Genomic DNA, 17,414 nt, shown 5'->3' with positions numbered 1-17,414 from the left:
CTTGCTTACTGTCCTGCCTTTGCATTCTCAGCCTCCAGAGCTGCGTCTTCCCTGGCCTCACGCATTAAATCACGGTAGTATAATATAAAACCTGCCAGCCAGACTGCAAATATAATCAAAGGCACAAAATTCCCCTTTAAGAACATGAACAGATGTGAAATGGAATACGTAAATACAGGACCATTAATCAGGCTGTTGCTAATCAGTTCACCTGCCTGGAGGTCAATACTGCCTGTTGCTATGGCTAACTCAGTCATAAACGGAGCAAATGCAGTCCCCACCCACAGGAACACGGGCGCTCCGATAACACAGAGAATGGACATCTGGAGCAGGTTTCCCCTTGTCACCAGAAATGCCGGCAGTGCCAGGGATGCGCTCATAAGACCTGCAAAAGGAAGGATTCCATTGCCCGGCAGGAACATGGAATAGACCAGCATGAACGGAATGCTCCAAAGAATTGCCAGCCATATCTCATTACAGCCCCCCAGGATAGGCCAGTCCAGCCCCACAATCAGGGTCTTTCCCTCAAACTTCTTATTCATGAAAGCGCTGACCGCCTCGGAGATGGGAGACAATGCCTGCATAAAATATTTGGCTACCACAGGGAACAGTGTCATGGCGGCGGCAGCCTTGATTCCAGTGGTAAGAATCTGGGCCAGGGAATATTTTGCCAGAATTCCGAATAAACAGCCCAGCAAAAATCCCATTACGTGATTTTCTGCAAAGATACCCACCTTATCCTTCAGCATTTCTGTGTCAAATTCCCTGTTTAGCCCTGGAATCTTTCTTAAAATCAGGGCAATGGGATATAGGATGGCGCCGAAAAACAACGTTGCATGGGTCACGGACACACCGGGAATACCTGTCAGCTTCTCAATACGGTGCTGATGCGCATCCGAAGATTTAAGTTCCAGTATAATCTGCACAGCCGCAATCACAAAGGCCAGAATCACACTGTGGGTAATGGATACCACAGCAACTGCCGTAAATATCTTAAGCCATACATTCCATAAGTCAGCATTGATGGTATTTGTCTTATTGAGAAGTATCATCACCACATTGACTGCAATCAAAAGCGGAAACATGAGAAATGCATAGGGCCATGCCCATGATATGGTAGCCATGGTGCTCCATCCGCCGTCAACAATGGGCAGTGAGATTCCTGTTGAGGTCATGATGGCTTGGGCCGCCGGGGTTATGCTGTCCTTCATAAAGGATATCAGCAGGTTCATGCCTGTAAACGCCACGCCAAGGGTGATACCGGACGAAATAGCATCCTTTATCTTCATTCCCACCAGTATACTGCCAATAATCATTATGATTGGCACAAATATGGGAGCCCCCAGTCCCAAAAAGAAGTTGACAACATTTGTTAATACTTGCATACCTTTCCCCTCCTTCTACATATCAGCTTTTGTTGACCGCATCAATGAGCTTTTTCAGTTCGTCCTCCTGCCTGACCCCTGTCAGGAACGCGATTCCGTTAATAACTGGCACCGGATATTCCTTTACCGTCTTAGTGATGGATATATAAGCCACACAGTCTTTTATATCCCGGTCCAGGGACTTAATATTGACCGCGTCCACCATGGCGTCCACCTTTCTTTCTTTTAACAGACGGTTTACCTTGCTGGCAACTGCCTGTGATGTAGCAACTCCATTTGCACATGCCACTATGATTCTCTTCATATGTTCACCCTATACCTTCCATTGATAATACCAGATTAAAATATGTCTCTGCCGTTGCAGCCTGCCGCAGCCTTTCCATAAAATCAGCCCTTTGGCAATTGTTCACCAGTATCTGCAGCAGTTCCACATGGGCATCTCCCACATCCTCCTGTTTAAACCCAAGCAGGAATACAAACCGCACCATATGGACTACCTCATTGGCAGCCATCTCCCTCCATGGAATCGGTTCCTTCAGGCGGATACAGGCAATGAATGCGTTCTTAATGCACTCCGGGTCCGTATGGGGTATGGCCACTGCGTACGGCTCTATGGGAAGGGCCGTAGGATATTCCTTTTCCCTTTCTTTTATGCTTTCAAGGAAATCCCCTGTCACATACCCCAATTCCATAAGCTGCCCGGACATGACCTCAAATAATTCGTCAGTACTTCTCACATCCAAATCCAGTTGAATCAGGTCCTTGTATACTATATCTCCCGTCATGATTTGGTACTCCTTATTAATTAATATTAAAGCTACACGCGCGCTCATGTATCTTCTCCATATCTGCATTATAAGGGTCCGGCATTGGGATTTCAATTTAAATAGGGTCCATATTTTGTGCAATATGATGCTCATTCCTGTGATGCGCAATTATTTTATACATAATTGTGCCTTATTTTCACTGTTATACCCGGATGGTGCGGCATTATACACAACCGTATCCCTGTTAACTGACCGGAACAACAGACCGCTTCATGGTTATAAAAAAAGAACCCTGACAATGGTTCCTTCCAAAACCGTCATCCGGATTCTTTCCTATTCTTTTTCCATCTGCTGTCTTATATTCTGTTCCGGCCTCAAACCCAGCCATCCATCACATCAATGGAAAACTTAAAATGGTCTTCCGGCATGCCCTGTTCCTTCAGACGCCTCCTGATGGTCTTCATATAATGGTTTGATATTGCCCTGCATATATTCTCCGTGTTCCCGGTGCGGCACACATCCACCAGCTCCTTATGGATTGGGTACTGGCGTTCTATCATAGCCCTGCTGTCAGGATTGCCTGCATAATAATTAATGGCATTCCCATAATTTAAATCCGTCCACCCCTTAATCATCCGGGGCAGACCGGTGGACCGGATAATGGCCTAATGAAAACCTTGTTTTTTATGCACTATTTCCAATTTCTGTTGATATTGCTCCATAGCGCCCTAATATGTTCCGCAGGATTTCCCATGTCTCCATTTCCGACCCGGGAAATTCCGACATGCCCAACAGGCTAAAGCCCATTTAAAAAAATTCCGCAGACAAACTTTTTTAGCCTGCCTGCGGAATTCATTGCGCATACTCTGTTCCTATTCTATTACGGCTGCGTGATACCTTACGGACTACACAATACCCTGTCCCAGCATTGCCTCAACCACCTTCTCAAATCCGGCAATGTTGGCGCCTGCCACGTAGTTGCCTGCAACTCCGTAGCGCTCTGCTGCCTCTGATACCTTTGCAAAGATATTTACCATGATTGTGTGAAGCTTATCATCCACTTCCTCAAAGGACCATGACATCCTTAAGGAGTTCTGGCTCTGCTCCAGTCCGGAGGTTGCCACGCCGCCTGCATTGGCAGCCTTGCCCGGCATGAAGAGAATCTTCTTCTCCACAAACAGGTCGGTTGCTTCCCTGGTAGACGGCATATTAGCGCCCTCTGCCACTGCAAAGCATCCATTGGCAAGAAGTGCCTGGGCATCGTCTAAGTTAAGCTCGTTCTGGGTTGCGCATGGAAGGGCGATATCGCAGGGGATGCTCCAGATTCCCCTGCCCTCTGTGTATACTGCGGTTGGAACCTCATCCACATACTCCTTGATGCGTCCTCTGCGCACTTCCTTGATTTCTTTGACAATATCCAGCTGTATGCCGTCCTTGTCATAGATATAACCGTTGGAATCGCTTAACGCCACTACCTTTGCTCCCAGCTGCTGTGCCTTCTCGGTTGCGTAGATAGCCACATTGCCGGAACCGGATACAACTACTGTCTTGCCTGCCATATCCTTGCCATTGTGCTTTAACATCTCATTCAGAATATATACAAGGCCGTATCCGGTTGCCTGTGTCCTGGCCAGGGAACCGCCGAAGGTAAGTCCTTTGCCTGTAAGTACGCCCTCATACAATCCGGTAATTCTCTTATACTGTCCGAACAGGTATCCTACTTCCCTGCCGCCCACGCCGATATCTCCGGCCGGGATATCCGTATCTTTGCCAATGTGGCGGTACAGCTCTGTCATGAAGCTCTGGCAGAAGGCCATGACTTCACGGTCTGATTTACCCTTGGGGTCGAAATTGGAACCGCCCTTGCCGCCGCCCATGGGAAGTCCGGTCAGGGAGTTCTTAAGTGTCTGCTCAAAACCAAGGAACTTGAGGATGCTCTGGTTTACGGATGGATGGAAACGCAGGCCGCCCTTATATGGCCCGATGGCGCTGTTGAACTGTATCCTGTATCCCTTGTTCACCTGGACCGCTCCGTTGTCATCTACCCATGGAACCCTGAAAGAAACAACCCGTTCCGGCTCCGTAAAACGCTCAAGGACACCTTCCCTGCGGTACTTTTCTTCATTGGCATCGATGACCAGCTTTAAGGAATCCAATACTTCCTTGACAGCCTGATGAAACTCCGGCTCACCCGGGTTCTGTGCTACAACTCTCTCGTAAATCTCATCAACGTATGACATTTCAATCGACCTCCTGGATTTTTGTTTGTATAGTGTGGGGATGCTGCGCCGGTAGTGGGTCCGGCACAGACTTTAGAAAAAGTATAGCAAGTTAATATGCTAAAGTCAAGAAGTATGTAAACCGATTTTACCGCGGGTTTACTGGCTGTTTCCTCATTTTCCTCCTTAAAACCTGCCTGAAAAACCCTTGGACTCCCCGGGCCGGATACCGCTTGCTTCAGTTTAATCCTGTACACCTGCCAGCTCAGCCAGCTGCTCCAGCACACCTTTGCCGCCGTTAAGGGATATATTGCCTACCTTGTCGCAGATTCTCTCCAGATACTCCATTTCCTTTAACTTGAACAGGGTATGGTTCTCATCCATCAGCTTCGCGGTGTTCAAAAGACTTCTTGTGGAAGCCACCTCCTCCCTCCGCATGATGACATTGGCCTGGGCCTTTTTCTCTGCCAGCAGGACGGTATTCATAATTTCCCTTATCTCTCCCGGAAGTATAATGTCCTTGATGCCTGCTCCGGTTATCTCCACACAGTACTCCTCCTGATACTCCTTTAACTTATCCAGCACAAACCTTCCGATTTCCTCCTTTTGTTCCAGAAGTTCATCCAGTCTGTACCGTCCCACATATTCCCGCAGCTTCAGCTGGACATATGTATAAAGCTGGGAAGCCACTCCTTCCACGGTCTGGACCAGTTTCTCAGGATTGGTTATCCGGTAATTGCAGATGACATTTAACCGCACAGCCACCTTATCCGCGGTGAGAATTTCCTGACCGGAGATGTCAAGCTGCTGAATCTTCATATTGAAGATTTTGCAGGTAACTTCCCTTCCGTAATTCCAGAAGTAGTATGACCCGGTACCCAGTATCTTTTCATAGCGGTTGTCAAAATACAGAAGGCCTGTCTCACCGTCCTTTATAACTATTTTCTTATAATATTTGGCAGGCATCAGGTCCATGTACATCCTGGGAAGGGTATCCTCCATATATGGCTTGGTTATATCAATGAGCTGGAATTCATTTTTCTCAAATACATTCCAGTATAAAGTCTCAGGCTTTGTAATCACTTCCCTGTAGGCCCTGTTCACAAACCGCAGGGCAATGCACTCGTCCGGCAGTACTGCCTTTACTACCCTGGAGGCAAACTTCTCGTTCTTCATAAGGATTTCCTCGGGTATGCCGCAGGTCCTGACCTCCCCTGTCATAGGAACGGTCTGCACCTCATATCCCAACATGCCCAGGTAAGAATACTTTCCTGCTGTCAGCAGTTCCACGAACCGGCCATCCTTCATCAGATAGCCGCATTCCTGCTCTTTGATTATATATTTCTTTATCATCATATTTGAATCCCTCATAGTTTGAATCCGCGGAGCATTTATCTTACATTCTAGGCCCCGCTACAACGAATCACACAGTTACATTCATTTGTTGGAAAAGGCGGCTGCCTTGCTCCGTCCTGCTGCTGCGGGCTTCTGCTTAAGCACATTCCGGCAGGGCAGGGCATTCTGTCCCTTACCCGGAACAGGTCTGGAATACGCTGTTACACGTTCCTGGCCCGTTCCATCCGGACGGGAAACACGTTATAAGCTGATGTATCCGGTCCGGCCCGTTTTGTGCGGTATCCGCAGTTGCACTGGGCTGCAGAAGGACTGCCTTTCCCCGTAACCACAGGTTCGGCAGGAGCCAAGGCATCCCTTTCCCTTCCTGGAGACATTTGGTTATGTCATCATTTTCAATGATTGCTATACCAACTTAGCTACGTGTTCTCTTACACGGCGGGAGTCGAACCCGCGACACATCATCCTAAAAGGCTGCAGATTGCCGGCATACCACTGAACCAAAGGCCGGGCACCGGGGAGCCCCAGGAAGAAAGCTCCGCCTCTTAAGGCAAACTGCCAGTATTTATGTAGGGCAGGTGTCCCGTCCACCTGACGGGCCCTGCTTGTTTTTCTTTGACCCCATAGCGCCTATGGGGCCTTAACCCTTTACCACGCCTATGGTCTTAAGACGCTTCACAGGCACCACCAGGTCCTGCTGGTTATCCATAACTTCCTCAATATTCTTATAGGCAAACCGGCTCTCCTCCGCCACGTCAGCCTTTCCCTTCTTTCCAAGAATCACACCCTGTTTCTGTAAATCCAGAATGACCTCCTCACAGGAAAATGCTGCCATGGCTCCTTTTCTGGAATACTGCCTCCCGGCTCCATGGGATGAGGAGCAAAAGCTCTCAGGATTTCCTTTTCCCATAACCACATAGCTGTAAGAACCCATGGCCCCCGGAATCACGGCTAACTCGCCGCTCTGGGCGCTGACAGCGCCCTTTCTGTGGACCCATACATCCTTTCCGTAATGGTTTTCTAAGGAAGCGTAGTTGTGATGGCAGTTCAGGTCATGGGAAAATTCCAATGAAAATCCGGTATATTTGCCAATCCACTTCTCCAGAATGGCTTTTACAGCCAGCATCATCTTTTCCCTGTTTTCTTTGGCAAAATCCATGGACAGCTGCATCCAGCTCAGGTACTGTTTCCCCTCCCTGGTATCCACAGGCAGGAAGGCCAGCCTGTATTCATCCGGCACCGCGCTGAACCATGTCTGGTTTAACTGCCTTGCCTTATAGTGGAAGTAATCACAGACCGATTTTCCGAAATGCCGGCTTCCCGAGTGAATCATCACAGCCAGATAACCGGCGTCATCTTCCTGGAGTTCAATAAAATGATTTCCTCCCCCCAGTGTGCCGATTTGATAGTATCCCGCCTCCAGCTGTCCCAAGAGCTCCCCATCCTCCTCATACCGGTCCATTTCTTCAAACGCGCAGTCCATGGTATAGCTGGGCATCATGGTCTTATGGTGCGCAAATCCCACCGGCACATTGCGCATAATATCGCCTATGATGGCCTGGATAAGGGAGCCGTTGCCTGTGATAACCTCTTTGATATCAGCCACCTTGATATTTGTCTCCGTATAAGCCATGCCGCAGCCAATGTCCACGCCCACTGCATTGGGAATTACCACTCCCTCCGCTGCAATGACGCCGCCGATAGGCATTCCCTTGCCCGCGTGGGTATCCGGCATCAGACTGACCCATTTGTGAAGGAAAGGCAGCTGTGAAAGATGATATGCCTGTTCCAGGCAGCTGCCCTCCAAATCCTTACGGTCCTTCAGCCATACCCTTACCGGGACCTTCATATTTTCTTTCTCATACATCACAAACATATATCTCACATCCTTTCGTCTTCGTTTTGTACGTCTGTCTCACCGTTCATATATTTGCGTATGTATCTTAACTACATGCTTATGATACATGATTTTCAGGCGGGTATCATTTAAAAAAAGTTGCGAACTTCCATTATTTGCTATTTATAGAAATTTGGAGTATGCTGTAAGAACAGGGAAAACTGCGGTCAGGTTTCAGAAGGCAGAAATAAAGCGGACCAGCTGTTATAACCGGATTTTATATTAGAAATACATCAAACATTTACGGACAGGAGGCAACCGTCATGGCTGAATTCCAGGAATTAATCAAAAACTTTGACCGCATCCGTGACTATATGCGGCAATTTTACGTTTACGGGTTCAAGGTAAGAAATGATTTCAGTGAAAAGAGCTCCAGAACCTATGACAATGAACGCCGCCGCATTGAAAGCTGGCTCTCCCGGTATACAAAATCCGATTACACCTCCAAGGGAAAGCATGTTTACATCAATGTGGACAGCAAGACCATTCCCCAGAATCCCCTGTACGCTGCCTGGAAGTCCAAGAGCTTTACAGACAATGACCTGATGCTCCATTTCTTCATCATGGACCTATTATGCGGCTGTACAGAGGGCTTGTCAGCCAGCGCAGTGACCGACCTCATCTCCCGAAACTACGGGGTTGTATTTGACACCCAGACCGTGCGCCTGAAGCTGAAGGAATATGAATCCCTTGGCATACTGGTTTCCCATAAGGAAGGAAAAATTCTCTTCTATGCGCTGGCTCCCCTTATGTCCATGGAAACAGAATCCGGCAAAACAGTGTCTGACGGGACAGCGGACGAGAAACATGAATTATGGCAGCGCCTCATCACAGCAGTGAAATACTTCCAGGAGGCAGCCCCCTTTGGCTTCATAGGAAGCACCATCCTGGACCGTCAGGATGCATGCAATGACCTGTTTCAGTTCAAGCACCATTTCATCGTACACACACTGGAGGACGGCGTACTGGCCTGTATACTGACCGCCATACGGGAACAGCGTCTGATTTGTTTCGAAAACAAAAGCAGCCGCAGCGGACAGACCTCCACCATGTCAGGAGTGCCTCTGAAAATATATGTCAGCACCCAGACCGGCCGGAGGTATCTGTGCCTGTATCTGCCCCAGCGCCGCCGCTTCAGCAACTCCCGTCTGGACTCCATCACCAGTGTGACCCTTTTGGAGCCATGTACATTTTACGGGGAATTGCTCCGTGATTTGGAAAAAAACAAGGATAAATGCTGGGGCGTGTCGTTTGGAGGCGGCGCAAGCCGTATGGAGGAGGTCTGCATCAAGCTCTACATAGACGAGGAAAAAGAACCCTATATCTTAAACCGTCTTTACCGGGAAGGCCGCGGGGGAGAGGTTCTGAGGATTCGCGAAAACCAGTTTCTGTACACTGGTACATTTTTCGATACCAACGAAATGCTGTCCTGGGCCAAAACCTTTACAGGCCGTATCCTGGACATCCAGGGAACGAACCTCTTTGCCATAGCCAAGATAACCCGCGATTGGGAAAAGATGTATGAGATGTACTGCAGGAATGAGGAGTAGGAAACCATGGAATTATTTCACAAAATCTACAGCTGCTATTACAATGTAGTCCGCCACATACTGGACAGAGCCGGGCGTGACCCCATAACCAGGCAGGACATGGAGGATATCTGCCGTGTCTATGGTTTCCAGGAAAGCTCCCTGTCCATTATTCCCAAACTGACGGACGGCACATGGGCCCTTCTGGATGAGAAGGACAAACATACCTTTACGTCCCGGCTGGGCCATGCCGTCCCGGCTATCCCTCTTACGAATCTCCAAAAGGCATGGCTTAAATCCCTTATGCAGGACCCCCGTTTCCGGCTGTTTTTCACTGACCGGGAGATAGGACTTCTGGACCGTGAATTAGGCGCCTGCTCCTCTCTTTACCAGGAGGAAAACTTTTACTACTATGACCGCTACAGAGACGGGGATTCCTATGCTTCCGGCGACTACAGGAAACATTTCCAGGCCATTCTTAAGGCGCTCAGGGAGGAACGTATCCTTCTGGTGGCCTATGAGGGAAAGCACGGCCGTGTCCACTCCTTTGAAACTGCGCCTTACCAGCTTCAGTATTCCTCCAAGGATGACAAATTCCGTCTCTGCTGCCTCCAGCTCCACCGGGAAACCTTCAGCCGCAACACCATACTGAACTTAGGCCGTATAAAGGACTGCCACGTGACCTCCAGGCCATGCCCGCCGGACTTAAAAGCCCGTTCATTCCAACCGGTCCAGAAGGCTGCAAACCCAGTGGTACTGGAAATCAGCGGTGAGCGCAACTCACTGGAACGGTGCATGCTGCATTTTGCCAACTATGAGAAGCACACGGAGTATGATGAGGATAAGAAATGCTGGGTCTGCTCCATTTACTATGATTTGGCGGATGAGACAGAACTTCTCATTGATATCCTATCCTTTGGACCTGTGGTCCGCGTACTGGGTCCGCCCTCCTTTATAAGGCAGATTCAAAAACGGGTCAGGAGACAGCATGAGCTGCTCTACGGGGAAATCACGTAAAAACAGATACAATATAAGAAATAAAAAATGGATGCTGTCCTGGCAGCCCGGGTGTTGTTTTATACACCCGGACCGCCGGCAGCATCCGTTTCGTTTAAAGCTCCCTGTTTTCATTTAAAGCTCTTTACTTCCTCTAAAGCTCCCTGTTTTCCTCTAATCTTAAAATCAGATTCTTAATCAGTTCATCCTTACTCCTGAATTCCATTCTGACACCCGTAATATACCGGAAGGCTTCCTCCCATTCCCCCATGGAATAAGATGATATGCTGACCGTTCGAACGGCATATATAATATCGTCTATATAAAACGGACTGTGAAGGTCCGAAAGGTACTGGCAGCCTGATAGATTCTGCAATCTGGCCAACAGCCCCCCCTGGGATTTTTCTGGCATCATACGAAACTCCTATTCTACTTTCTGCATGTATATCTCCAATTTCTGCTGTGCAATCTATACATTGCAATTATATATGACATTTGTCGTAAAATCAAGGAAATGCAACCTATTTATTGCATATTCCGGAGGAAGCCATGGAACAAAAATTAAAGCAGGATTTAAGGATAGGGCCAAACATCCGAAAATACCGCCTGCAGTCACACCTTACCCAGGAGCAGGTCACTGCAAAGATGCAGCTGATGGGGCTCAATATTTCACGCAGCATATATTCCCAGATAGAAGGCGGCACTTACAATATTCGAATCTCCGAGCTGGTTGCCATGAGAGAAATCTTTAACATTAACTATGAATCATTTTTTGAGGGCATCACACTGAATCCCAAGGATATACAATAACCGGAATGACATGAACAGGCCGCCTGTCAAACGACAGACGGCCTGTTCCAAACACAAAGGATAAAGGTATTTACCCGCAATGGGTACGAATTATTTACCGTAGTATGCTTTTAAATACATTTCTTTAATCTCGCTCATAAGCGGATATCTTGGGTTAGCGCCGGTACACTGGTCATCAAATGCCTGCTCTACCATGTCGTCCAGCCTGTCTAAGAAGTCTTTCTCATCAATTCCGTAATCCTTGATGCAGGACTTAATGCCAACAGTCCTCTTAAGCTCCTCAATCTTGACAATCAGCTTCTGGACTGCCTCAGCATCATCCTTTGCCTGGATTCCGCAGAACCTTGCGCACTCTGCATACCTTTCCTGGGTATGAGGATACTGATACTGTGAGAATGTGCCCATCTTGCGCGGATTCTCAGCCGCATTAAAATCAACTACCAGGGAAATCAGCAGTGCATTTGCAACACCGTGTGGCAGGTGATGGAATGCGCCCAGCTTATGGGCCATGGAATGGCATACGCCCAGGAATGCATTGGCAAATGCCATACCGGCCATACAGGAAGCGTCCGCCATCTTCTGACGGGCCTCAACATTTGCAGGCTCATTGTAAGCGGTTGGGAGGTAATCAAATACATTCTTCATGGCCTTCAGTGCAAGGCCGTCTGTATAGTCGGTAGCCATGACGGATGCATATGCCTCCAGTGCATGGGTCAGTACGTCAACGCCGGATGCGCTGGTCAGGCCTCTTGGCTGGCTCATCATGTTGTCTGTATCAACGATTGCCATGTTCGGCAGCAGTGCGTAATCTGCCAGAGGATACTTGATGCCTGTCTCCTGGTCCGTGATAACCGCGAACGGGGTAACCTCGGAACCTGTACCGGAAGAAGTGGGAACAGCGATGAAATATGCTTTCTCACCCATCTTCGGGAAGGTGTATACACGTTTTCTGATATCAATGAAGCGCATGGCCATATCCATGAAATCCACTTCCGGATGCTCATACAGCACCCACATAATCTTGCCTGCGTCCATAGCGGAGCCGCCGCCCATGGCCAGGATTACATCCGGCTCAAATTCCCTCATAAGCTTGGCGCCTGCCTGTGCATTGGCCAGTGTGGGGTCAGGCTGTACATCGGAGAATACGGTATATGTGATGCCCATCTCGTTGAGACGGTCTGTGATGACATGGGTGTATCCGTTCTTATACAGGAAGGAGTCTGTTACGATGAACGCCCTCTTCTTACCTAAAACGTCCTTCAGCTCTTTTAATGCTACAGGCAGACAGCCCTTCTTAAAGTAAACCTTCTCAGGTGCACGGAACCACAGCATGTTCTCTCTCCTTTCAGCAACGGTCTTGATATTCAGTAAGTGCTTGACCCCAACGTTCTCAGATACGGAGTTGCCGCCCCAGGAACCGCAGCCCAGTGTTAAGGACGGAGCTAACTTGAAGTTGTACAGGTCACCAATGCCGCCGTGGGAAGAAGGAGTATTGATTACAATACGGCAGGTTTTCATCCTCGCTGCATGCTTTAATATCTTCTCTTCTTCATTTACATTCACATACAGGGATGAGGTGTGGCCGTAGCCGCCGTCTGCCACCAGACGCTCTGCCTTGTCCAGGGCCTCGTCAAATGTCTTGGCCTTATACATAGCCAGTACAGGAGACAGTTTCTCATGTGCGAACTCTTCGCTGATGTCAACAGACTCAACCTCGCCAATCAGAATCTTGGTATCCTCTGGAACCTCAACGCCTGCCAGCTTGGCAATGGTTGCTGCCTTCTGTCCCACAATCTTGGCATTCAGGGCGCCGTTTACGATAATGGTCTTGCGGACCTTATCAATTTCGCCCGGCTTTAAGAAATAGCAGCCTCTGTATTCAAATTCTTTTCTGACGTCGTTGTAGATGGATTCCAGAACCGTTACGGACTGCTCGGAAGCACAAATCATACCGTTGTCAAATGTCTTGGAATGAATGATGGAGTTAACTGCCATCTTAATATCTGCCGTGTCGTCGATGATAACCGGTGTATTGCCGGCGCCAACGCCCAGTGCAGGCTTTCCTGAAGAATAAGCAGCCTTAACCATGCCGGGGCCGCCTGTTGCAAGAATCAGGTCGGCATCCCTCATTACCTCGTTGGTCAGTTCCAGTGAAGGAACATCAATCCATCCAATGATACCTTCCGGTGCGCCGGCCTTAACAGCTGCATCCAGAACCACCTTGGCTGCCGCAATGGTGCAGTTCTTGGCACGCGGATGTGGGGAAATGATGATTGCGTTGCGTGTCTTTAAGGCAATCAGTGTCTTGAAGATAGCTGTGGAAGTAGGATTGGTGGTAGGAATAACAGCTGCAATCAGGCCGATTGGCTCGGCAATCTTTTTAATGCCGTATTCCTTATCTTCCTCAATTACACCAACTGTCTTGGTGTCTTTGTATGCATTGTAGATATACTCTGCTGCGTAGTTGTTCTTGATAACCTTATCCTCAACCACGCCCATGCCGGTCTCTTCAACTGCCATCTTTGCAAGTGGAAGACGCATTTTGTCAGCCGCGCTTGCTGCTGCAAAGAAGATTTTGTCTACCTGCTCCTGTGTAAAGGTAGAAAAAGCTTTCTGCGCTTCGCGCATTGCATTCATTTTTGCATTCAGTCCGTCTACGCTGTCAATGATTTCCGGAACAACCTGCTCGATTTTCTTTGCCATTTCCTTATCCTCCATTTTCCTTGTGTTTGTTTCAGTACATTTAGGCTGTACCTGCCTGTCAAGTCATTTTAAATTGCTGCTTAATTTGTATTGATAATTAATTAACAATCTCACTGTTTGCATTATATACCTTCGTTAAAAAAATGTCAATATATAAATGAAAGATTTTATAATTTTTTTAGGAGGAAAAAAAAAACAGCTATCCTCTGTTGGCTGTAGAGGATAGCTGCAACTAAAAACATAAAACTTATAGATAACTTTTTAACAATTCCACCTTATCCAGCCGCTCCCAGGGCAGGTCCAAATCATTGCGGCCAAAGTGACCATAAGCAGCTGTCTGCTTATAAATCGGACGGCGCAAATCCAGCATCCTTATGATTCCGGCCGGACGCAGGTCAAAGTTGGAACGGATGATGTCCACCAGCTTCTCATTGCTCAATTTACCGGTTCCGTAGGTATCCACCATGATGGAGGTAGGATGGGCCACCCCGATGGCATAGGACAGCTGGATTTCGCACTTATCAGCCAGGCCGGCCGCCACGATGTTTTTGGCAACATAGCGGGCTGCATATGCAGCAGAGCGGTCCACCTTGGTGCAGTCCTTTCCGGAGAATGCGCCGCCGCCGTGACGCGCATAACCGCCGTAGGTGTCAACGATGATTTTACGGCCGGTCAGCCCGCTGTCCCCCTGGGGTCCGCCGATTACAAAGCGTCCCGTAGGATTGATAAAGAACTTTGTGTTCTCGTCTATCATATTCTGGGGAAGCACCTGGTCAAAGATGTATTTTTTCACGTCCGCATGAATCTGTTCCTGGGTCACGCTCTCATCATGCTGTGTGGATAATACCACGGCATCCAGACGGACCGGCTTGTCGTTCTCATCATACTCCACCGTTACCTGGCTCTTGCCGTCCGGACGGAGATACTTAAGCGTGCCGTTCTTGCGGACATCCGTAAGGCGCTTTGCCAGCTTGTGGGCCAGGGAAATAGGATACGGCATGAATTCCTCTGTCTCATTGGTGGCAAAACCAAACATCATGCCCTGGTCTCCTGCTCCGATGGCGTCCAGCTCCTGGTCGGACATCTTGTTTTCCTTTGCCTCCAGCGCCTTATTCACTCCCATTGCAATGTCCTGGGACTGCTCGTCAATGGCCGTAATGACACCGCATGTATCACAGTCAAAACCATATTTGGCACGGTCATATCCAATCTCACGCACGGTCTCGCGCACCAGCTTCTGAATATCCACATAGGCGTTGGTGGTTATCTCTCCCATGACAAGAACCAGTCCTGTGGTGGTAGCTGTCTCGCATGCCACACGGCTCATTGGGTCCTGCTCCATCAATGCGTCCAAAATCGCATCGGATATGGCATCGCACATTTTATCCGGATGCCCTTCTGTTACGGATTCAGATGTAAAAAGTCTTCTCTCCATTTTTAATCTCTCCTTCTTGTTCAGATAAATGATTAACAGCAGCTGTAACATCAACCATTTACAAAAAACAAAGTCCGCAGCAATTGCGGACTTGAAAATATCTATAAATCTTCAAATCCTCTTATTGCTCGACCAAGCATGCTTTATCCTACCAGCATACTCCTCGCTCAGGCTGGCACCTTCCGGCCCTTTCGCATATCATGCCGATATACTCAACCGGGGTTGCCGTGACTTCACAGGTCCTTTGTACCTCCATCACTCTGAATAAGGGATATTTACGAACTCTTTAATTGTAAAATGTGTTACCTTCCATATCTTATAGCAATTATATATATATGTCAATACTAAAATTTATCATTGCCCGTTCTGCCATTGCCTTCCCATCCTGATTTTACCTTATGGTAATCCTCCCCTGGCCGGCCGGGTTCCCATACTCAGATGTCACAAAACCTCCCATCCGCCTTATATAGGAAGATAAGATATCCACATCCACCATGACCTCATCCCGGATTACATTACATCCCCGGAACATGGTCATGCCGTCACCGCCCTGTTTCAGCATATAGTTATGGGACGCCACGGTATATGTACCGGCCAAATCAATGGGCTCTCCCCCCACCTTGATGTCCGTTACCCTGTAAGCGCCTGACACACCGGTAAAATTCCCCTTGTCGTCTGTCCGGACACCTGATTTAACAGATGCGTCAATGGTGTAGGTCAGACCGGACACCTGAAGGAAACCGCCGCTCTCTTCCGGATAATTCCTGGACGCCATTTCCAGTGCATCCTTAATCTGCTGTCCCGTTGCCTCGATGACACATCCCATATTTCCATAAGGGAACACGGCCAGGGTGTCGTTATAGGTAATGTTACCCGGTTTAATAATGCTCCGGATTCCTCCTCCGTTGCTGAGTCCGATATCAGCCCCCAGCTCCGCACGGTAGGCATCCGCTGTCAAATCCCCCAGATTGGTTTCTGCATTTCTGATCCTGCGCTGCCCTGTGGCAGGGTCATTGACCGTCAGCTCGTAAGATGTGGTGCCCAGAACAGTCTTTAATGTCTCATTGTATTGGTTCTCAATGGACCGGATGAACCGGATGGTTCCATAATCCGCAGCCTTTCCGTCCTCATTGATAACGCTCTGGCCGGGAATCACAAGCTTAAGTCCCACAGGGATTACGTCAGCATCCTTTATCTTATCCAGGTTGCTGTTATAAATGTCAATCCAGCGGCTGTAGCTTCCCAGCTCCCTTTTTGCAATCCTGCTCAGGGAATCATGGTCCTTTACCGTATATTCACTGGCCAGGTCCGCGGCAGGCACCTTGGATACCAGCTCAGTCCGGATGGAACCGTCGGCAGATATGGTCAGCTTTCCAATATGATTCAGCTTGGTTCCTGTCTGGGTCAGGACCACATTCTGTCCATTCTTATTCTTTATGTTCTCAGACGGTACAGTCTCATGGGAATGGCCGTCAATACATGCGTCAATTCCCGTTGTATTGGCAATCACACTGACGGATGACCACTTCCGGGTAATACCGTTTTCCCCGAGATGGCCTGCCAAAACCACATAATCAGCTCCGGCTGCCCTGGCTGCATCCGCACTGGCCTGTACCTGACTGTACAGCCTCTGTCCGCTCTCATCCTCGCAAAAGGAATACAGATAATTTCCCTGGCTGTCCTGGAAATATGCAGGCGTGGATTTTGTAAAGCTTTCCGGCGTGGTTACTCCCACAAATGCCACCTGGGTATCCCCGTATACAAACATCTTGTATGGAGCAAACACAGGCGCTCCTGTGGCGGTATGTAAGAAATTGCAGGAATAATACCCGCAGTTTAATTTACCGGCCAGCTCCAGGAACCTGGACATTCCATAATCAAACTCATGATTGCCCGGAACCGCAAAATCATATCCCACGTAGTTCATAATATCAATCAGATAACCGCCGTCTGAAAGCGTGCCAATGGGCGCCCCCTGAATGGCATCCCCGGTATCAACCAGGGTCACATAAGGGGTCTGCTGCTGCATCTGCTTCTTGTACAGCGCCAGACCGGCATAGCCGATGTTGTCATCCACCCCGCAGTGGACATCATTGGTATACAGCACCACAATATCCCTGTCCGCTGCCAGGGCTGTCATTGGACTGCCTGTCAGAGGCAGGCCCGTCACGGCTGCTGCGGCCAGGACAATTGCAAGAAACAAACCCTGCAGCCATTTATAGCTCCTGTACTTCATGATTCTCCTCCTTTTCCCCTACTCCGTCAAACCTTACACAACGTATATCATACAGCCATCATATCACATTTCCAGTAAAAAACC

Annotated in this window: 15 protein-coding genes and 1 riboswitch; of the genes, 3 read left to right on the top strand and 12 right to left on the bottom strand. The window is 48.6% G+C overall.

The features are described 5' to 3' along the window. Window positions 1-5: 5 nt before the first annotated feature. The 8 genes from I2H39_RS19210 to I2H39_RS19180 form a co-directional block, all read right to left on the bottom strand. Window positions 6-1,385, bottom strand: a complete 1,380-nt coding sequence (locus I2H39_RS19210; RefSeq protein WP_138310276.1) for a PTS transporter subunit IIC — start codon at window positions 1,383-1,385, stop codon at window positions 6-8. 22 nt (window positions 1,386-1,407) lie between these two features. Beyond that, on the bottom strand, window positions 1,408-1,689 hold the full coding sequence (locus tag I2H39_RS19205) for a PTS sugar transporter subunit IIB (RefSeq protein ID WP_138310277.1): 282 nt from the start codon (window positions 1,687-1,689) through the stop codon (window positions 1,408-1,410). Window positions 1,690-1,693: 4 nt separating this feature from the next. Beyond that, window positions 1,694-2,170, bottom strand: coding sequence for a PTS sugar transporter subunit IIA (locus I2H39_RS19200; protein ID WP_227147667.1), 477 nt, complete (start codon window positions 2,168-2,170; stop codon window positions 1,694-1,696). A 356-nt stretch (window positions 2,171-2,526) separates the two neighbouring features. After that, complete coding sequence (locus I2H39_RS19195; protein WP_227147665.1) at window positions 2,527-2,787, bottom strand: hypothetical protein; 261 nt, start codon at window positions 2,785-2,787, stop codon at window positions 2,527-2,529. A 270-nt stretch (window positions 2,788-3,057) separates the two neighbouring features. Beyond that, complete coding sequence (gene gdhA, locus I2H39_RS19190; protein WP_138310279.1) at window positions 3,058-4,392, bottom strand: NADP-specific glutamate dehydrogenase; 1,335 nt, start codon at window positions 4,390-4,392, stop codon at window positions 3,058-3,060. A gap of 222 nt (window positions 4,393-4,614) precedes the next feature. Next, the gene (locus tag I2H39_RS19185) at window positions 4,615-5,727 is read right to left on the bottom strand and encodes a slipin family protein (RefSeq protein WP_195627313.1); all 1,113 of its coding nucleotides are present in this window, start codon (window positions 5,725-5,727) and stop codon (window positions 4,615-4,617) included. A 200-nt stretch (window positions 5,728-5,927) separates the two neighbouring features. Further along, window positions 5,928-6,056 (bottom strand): hypothetical protein, encoded by a 129-nt coding sequence (locus I2H39_RS29515; protein ID WP_279325478.1) that lies wholly within the window; start codon window positions 6,054-6,056, stop codon window positions 5,928-5,930. A gap of 308 nt (window positions 6,057-6,364) precedes the next feature. Continuing rightward, window positions 6,365-7,600, bottom strand: a complete 1,236-nt coding sequence (locus I2H39_RS19180) for an RtcB family protein (RefSeq protein ID WP_195627312.1) — start codon at window positions 7,598-7,600, stop codon at window positions 6,365-6,367. Between the two features lie 284 nt (window positions 7,601-7,884). On the opposite strand from I2H39_RS19180, the gene I2H39_RS19175 reads away from it, so the two are divergent. Both I2H39_RS19175 and I2H39_RS19170 read left to right on the top strand, forming a co-directional pair. Then, a complete protein-coding gene (locus I2H39_RS19175; protein ID WP_195627311.1) occupies window positions 7,885-9,171 on the top strand; it encodes a WYL domain-containing protein in 1,287 nt (428 codons plus the stop codon). A gap of 6 nt (window positions 9,172-9,177) precedes the next feature. Continuing rightward, window positions 9,178-10,167 (top strand): WYL domain-containing protein, encoded by a 990-nt coding sequence (locus tag I2H39_RS19170; protein WP_138310283.1) that lies wholly within the window; start codon window positions 9,178-9,180, stop codon window positions 10,165-10,167. Between the two features lie 133 nt (window positions 10,168-10,300). Here I2H39_RS19170 and I2H39_RS19165 read toward each other — a convergent pair whose 3' ends face one another. Further along, entirely contained in the window at window positions 10,301-10,561 is a 261-nt protein-coding gene (locus tag I2H39_RS19165) for a hypothetical protein (protein WP_138310284.1), read from the bottom strand. A 134-nt stretch (window positions 10,562-10,695) separates the two neighbouring features. Here I2H39_RS19165 and I2H39_RS19160 point away from each other — a divergent pair, with 134 nt between their 5' ends. Then, window positions 10,696-10,956, top strand: a complete 261-nt coding sequence (locus I2H39_RS19160; protein WP_138310285.1) for a helix-turn-helix transcriptional regulator — start codon at window positions 10,696-10,698, stop codon at window positions 10,954-10,956. 90 nt (window positions 10,957-11,046) lie between these two features. On the opposite strand, the gene adhE is transcribed toward I2H39_RS19160, so the two are convergent. From adhE to I2H39_RS19145, 3 genes are all read right to left on the bottom strand, one after another. Then, entirely contained in the window at window positions 11,047-13,659 is a 2,613-nt protein-coding gene (gene adhE / locus I2H39_RS19155) for a bifunctional acetaldehyde-CoA/alcohol dehydrogenase (protein WP_138310286.1), read from the bottom strand. 247 nt (window positions 13,660-13,906) lie between these two features. Further along, on the bottom strand, window positions 13,907-15,094 hold the full coding sequence (metK, locus tag I2H39_RS19150) for a methionine adenosyltransferase (protein WP_195627310.1): 1,188 nt from the start codon (window positions 15,092-15,094) through the stop codon (window positions 13,907-13,909). A 140-nt stretch (window positions 15,095-15,234) separates the two neighbouring features. Then, window positions 15,235-15,365: riboswitch (SAM riboswitch) on the bottom strand. 120 nt (window positions 15,366-15,485) lie between these two features. Beyond that, a complete protein-coding gene (locus tag I2H39_RS19145) occupies window positions 15,486-17,330 on the bottom strand; it encodes a 5'-nucleotidase C-terminal domain-containing protein (RefSeq protein WP_195627309.1) in 1,845 nt (614 codons plus the stop codon). Between the last annotated feature and the right edge of the window lie 84 nt (window positions 17,331-17,414).

Source organism: Clostridium sp. 1001283B150225_161107_B6, from assembly GCF_015556325.1.
Taxonomy (GTDB): Bacteria; Bacillota; Clostridia; order Lachnospirales; family Lachnospiraceae; genus Enterocloster.
This window is presented reverse-complemented; position numbering and strand designations above follow the sequence as displayed.

Coding starts and splice junctions, on each gene's coding strand:
- I2H39_RS19210 (WP_138310276.1), bottom strand. CDS start 1,385: ATGCAAGTATTAACAAATGTTGTCAACTTCTTTTTGGGACTGGGGGCT.
- I2H39_RS19205 (WP_138310277.1), bottom strand. CDS start 1,689: ATGAAGAGAATCATAGTGGCATGTGCAAATGGAGTTGCTACATCACAG.
- I2H39_RS19200 (WP_227147667.1), bottom strand. CDS start 2,170: ATGACGGGAGATATAGTATACAAGGACCTGATTCAACTGGATTTGGAT.
- I2H39_RS19195 (WP_227147665.1), bottom strand. CDS start 2,787: ATGATTAAGGGGTGGACGGATTTAAATTATGGGAATGCCATTAATTAT.
- gdhA (WP_138310279.1), bottom strand. CDS start 4,392: ATGTCATACGTTGATGAGATTTACGAGAGAGTTGTAGCACAGAACCCG.
- I2H39_RS19185 (WP_195627313.1), bottom strand. CDS start 5,727: ATGATGATAAAGAAATATATAATCAAAGAGCAGGAATGCGGCTATCTG.
- I2H39_RS19180 (WP_195627312.1), bottom strand. CDS start 7,600: ATGTTTGTGATGTATGAGAAAGAAAATATGAAGGTCCCGGTAAGGGTA.
- I2H39_RS19175 (WP_195627311.1), top strand. CDS start 7,885: ATGGCTGAATTCCAGGAATTAATCAAAAACTTTGACCGCATCCGTGAC.
- I2H39_RS19170 (WP_138310283.1), top strand. CDS start 9,178: ATGGAATTATTTCACAAAATCTACAGCTGCTATTACAATGTAGTCCGC.
- I2H39_RS19165 (WP_138310284.1), bottom strand. CDS start 10,561: ATGATGCCAGAAAAATCCCAGGGGGGGCTGTTGGCCAGATTGCAGAAT.
- I2H39_RS19160 (WP_138310285.1), top strand. CDS start 10,696: ATGGAACAAAAATTAAAGCAGGATTTAAGGATAGGGCCAAACATCCGA.
- adhE (WP_138310286.1), bottom strand. CDS start 13,659: ATGGCAAAGAAAATCGAGCAGGTTGTTCCGGAAATCATTGACAGCGTA.
- metK (WP_195627310.1), bottom strand. CDS start 15,094: ATGGAGAGAAGACTTTTTACATCTGAATCCGTAACAGAAGGGCATCCG.
- I2H39_RS19145 (WP_195627309.1), bottom strand. CDS start 17,330: ATGAAGTACAGGAGCTATAAATGGCTGCAGGGTTTGTTTCTTGCAATT.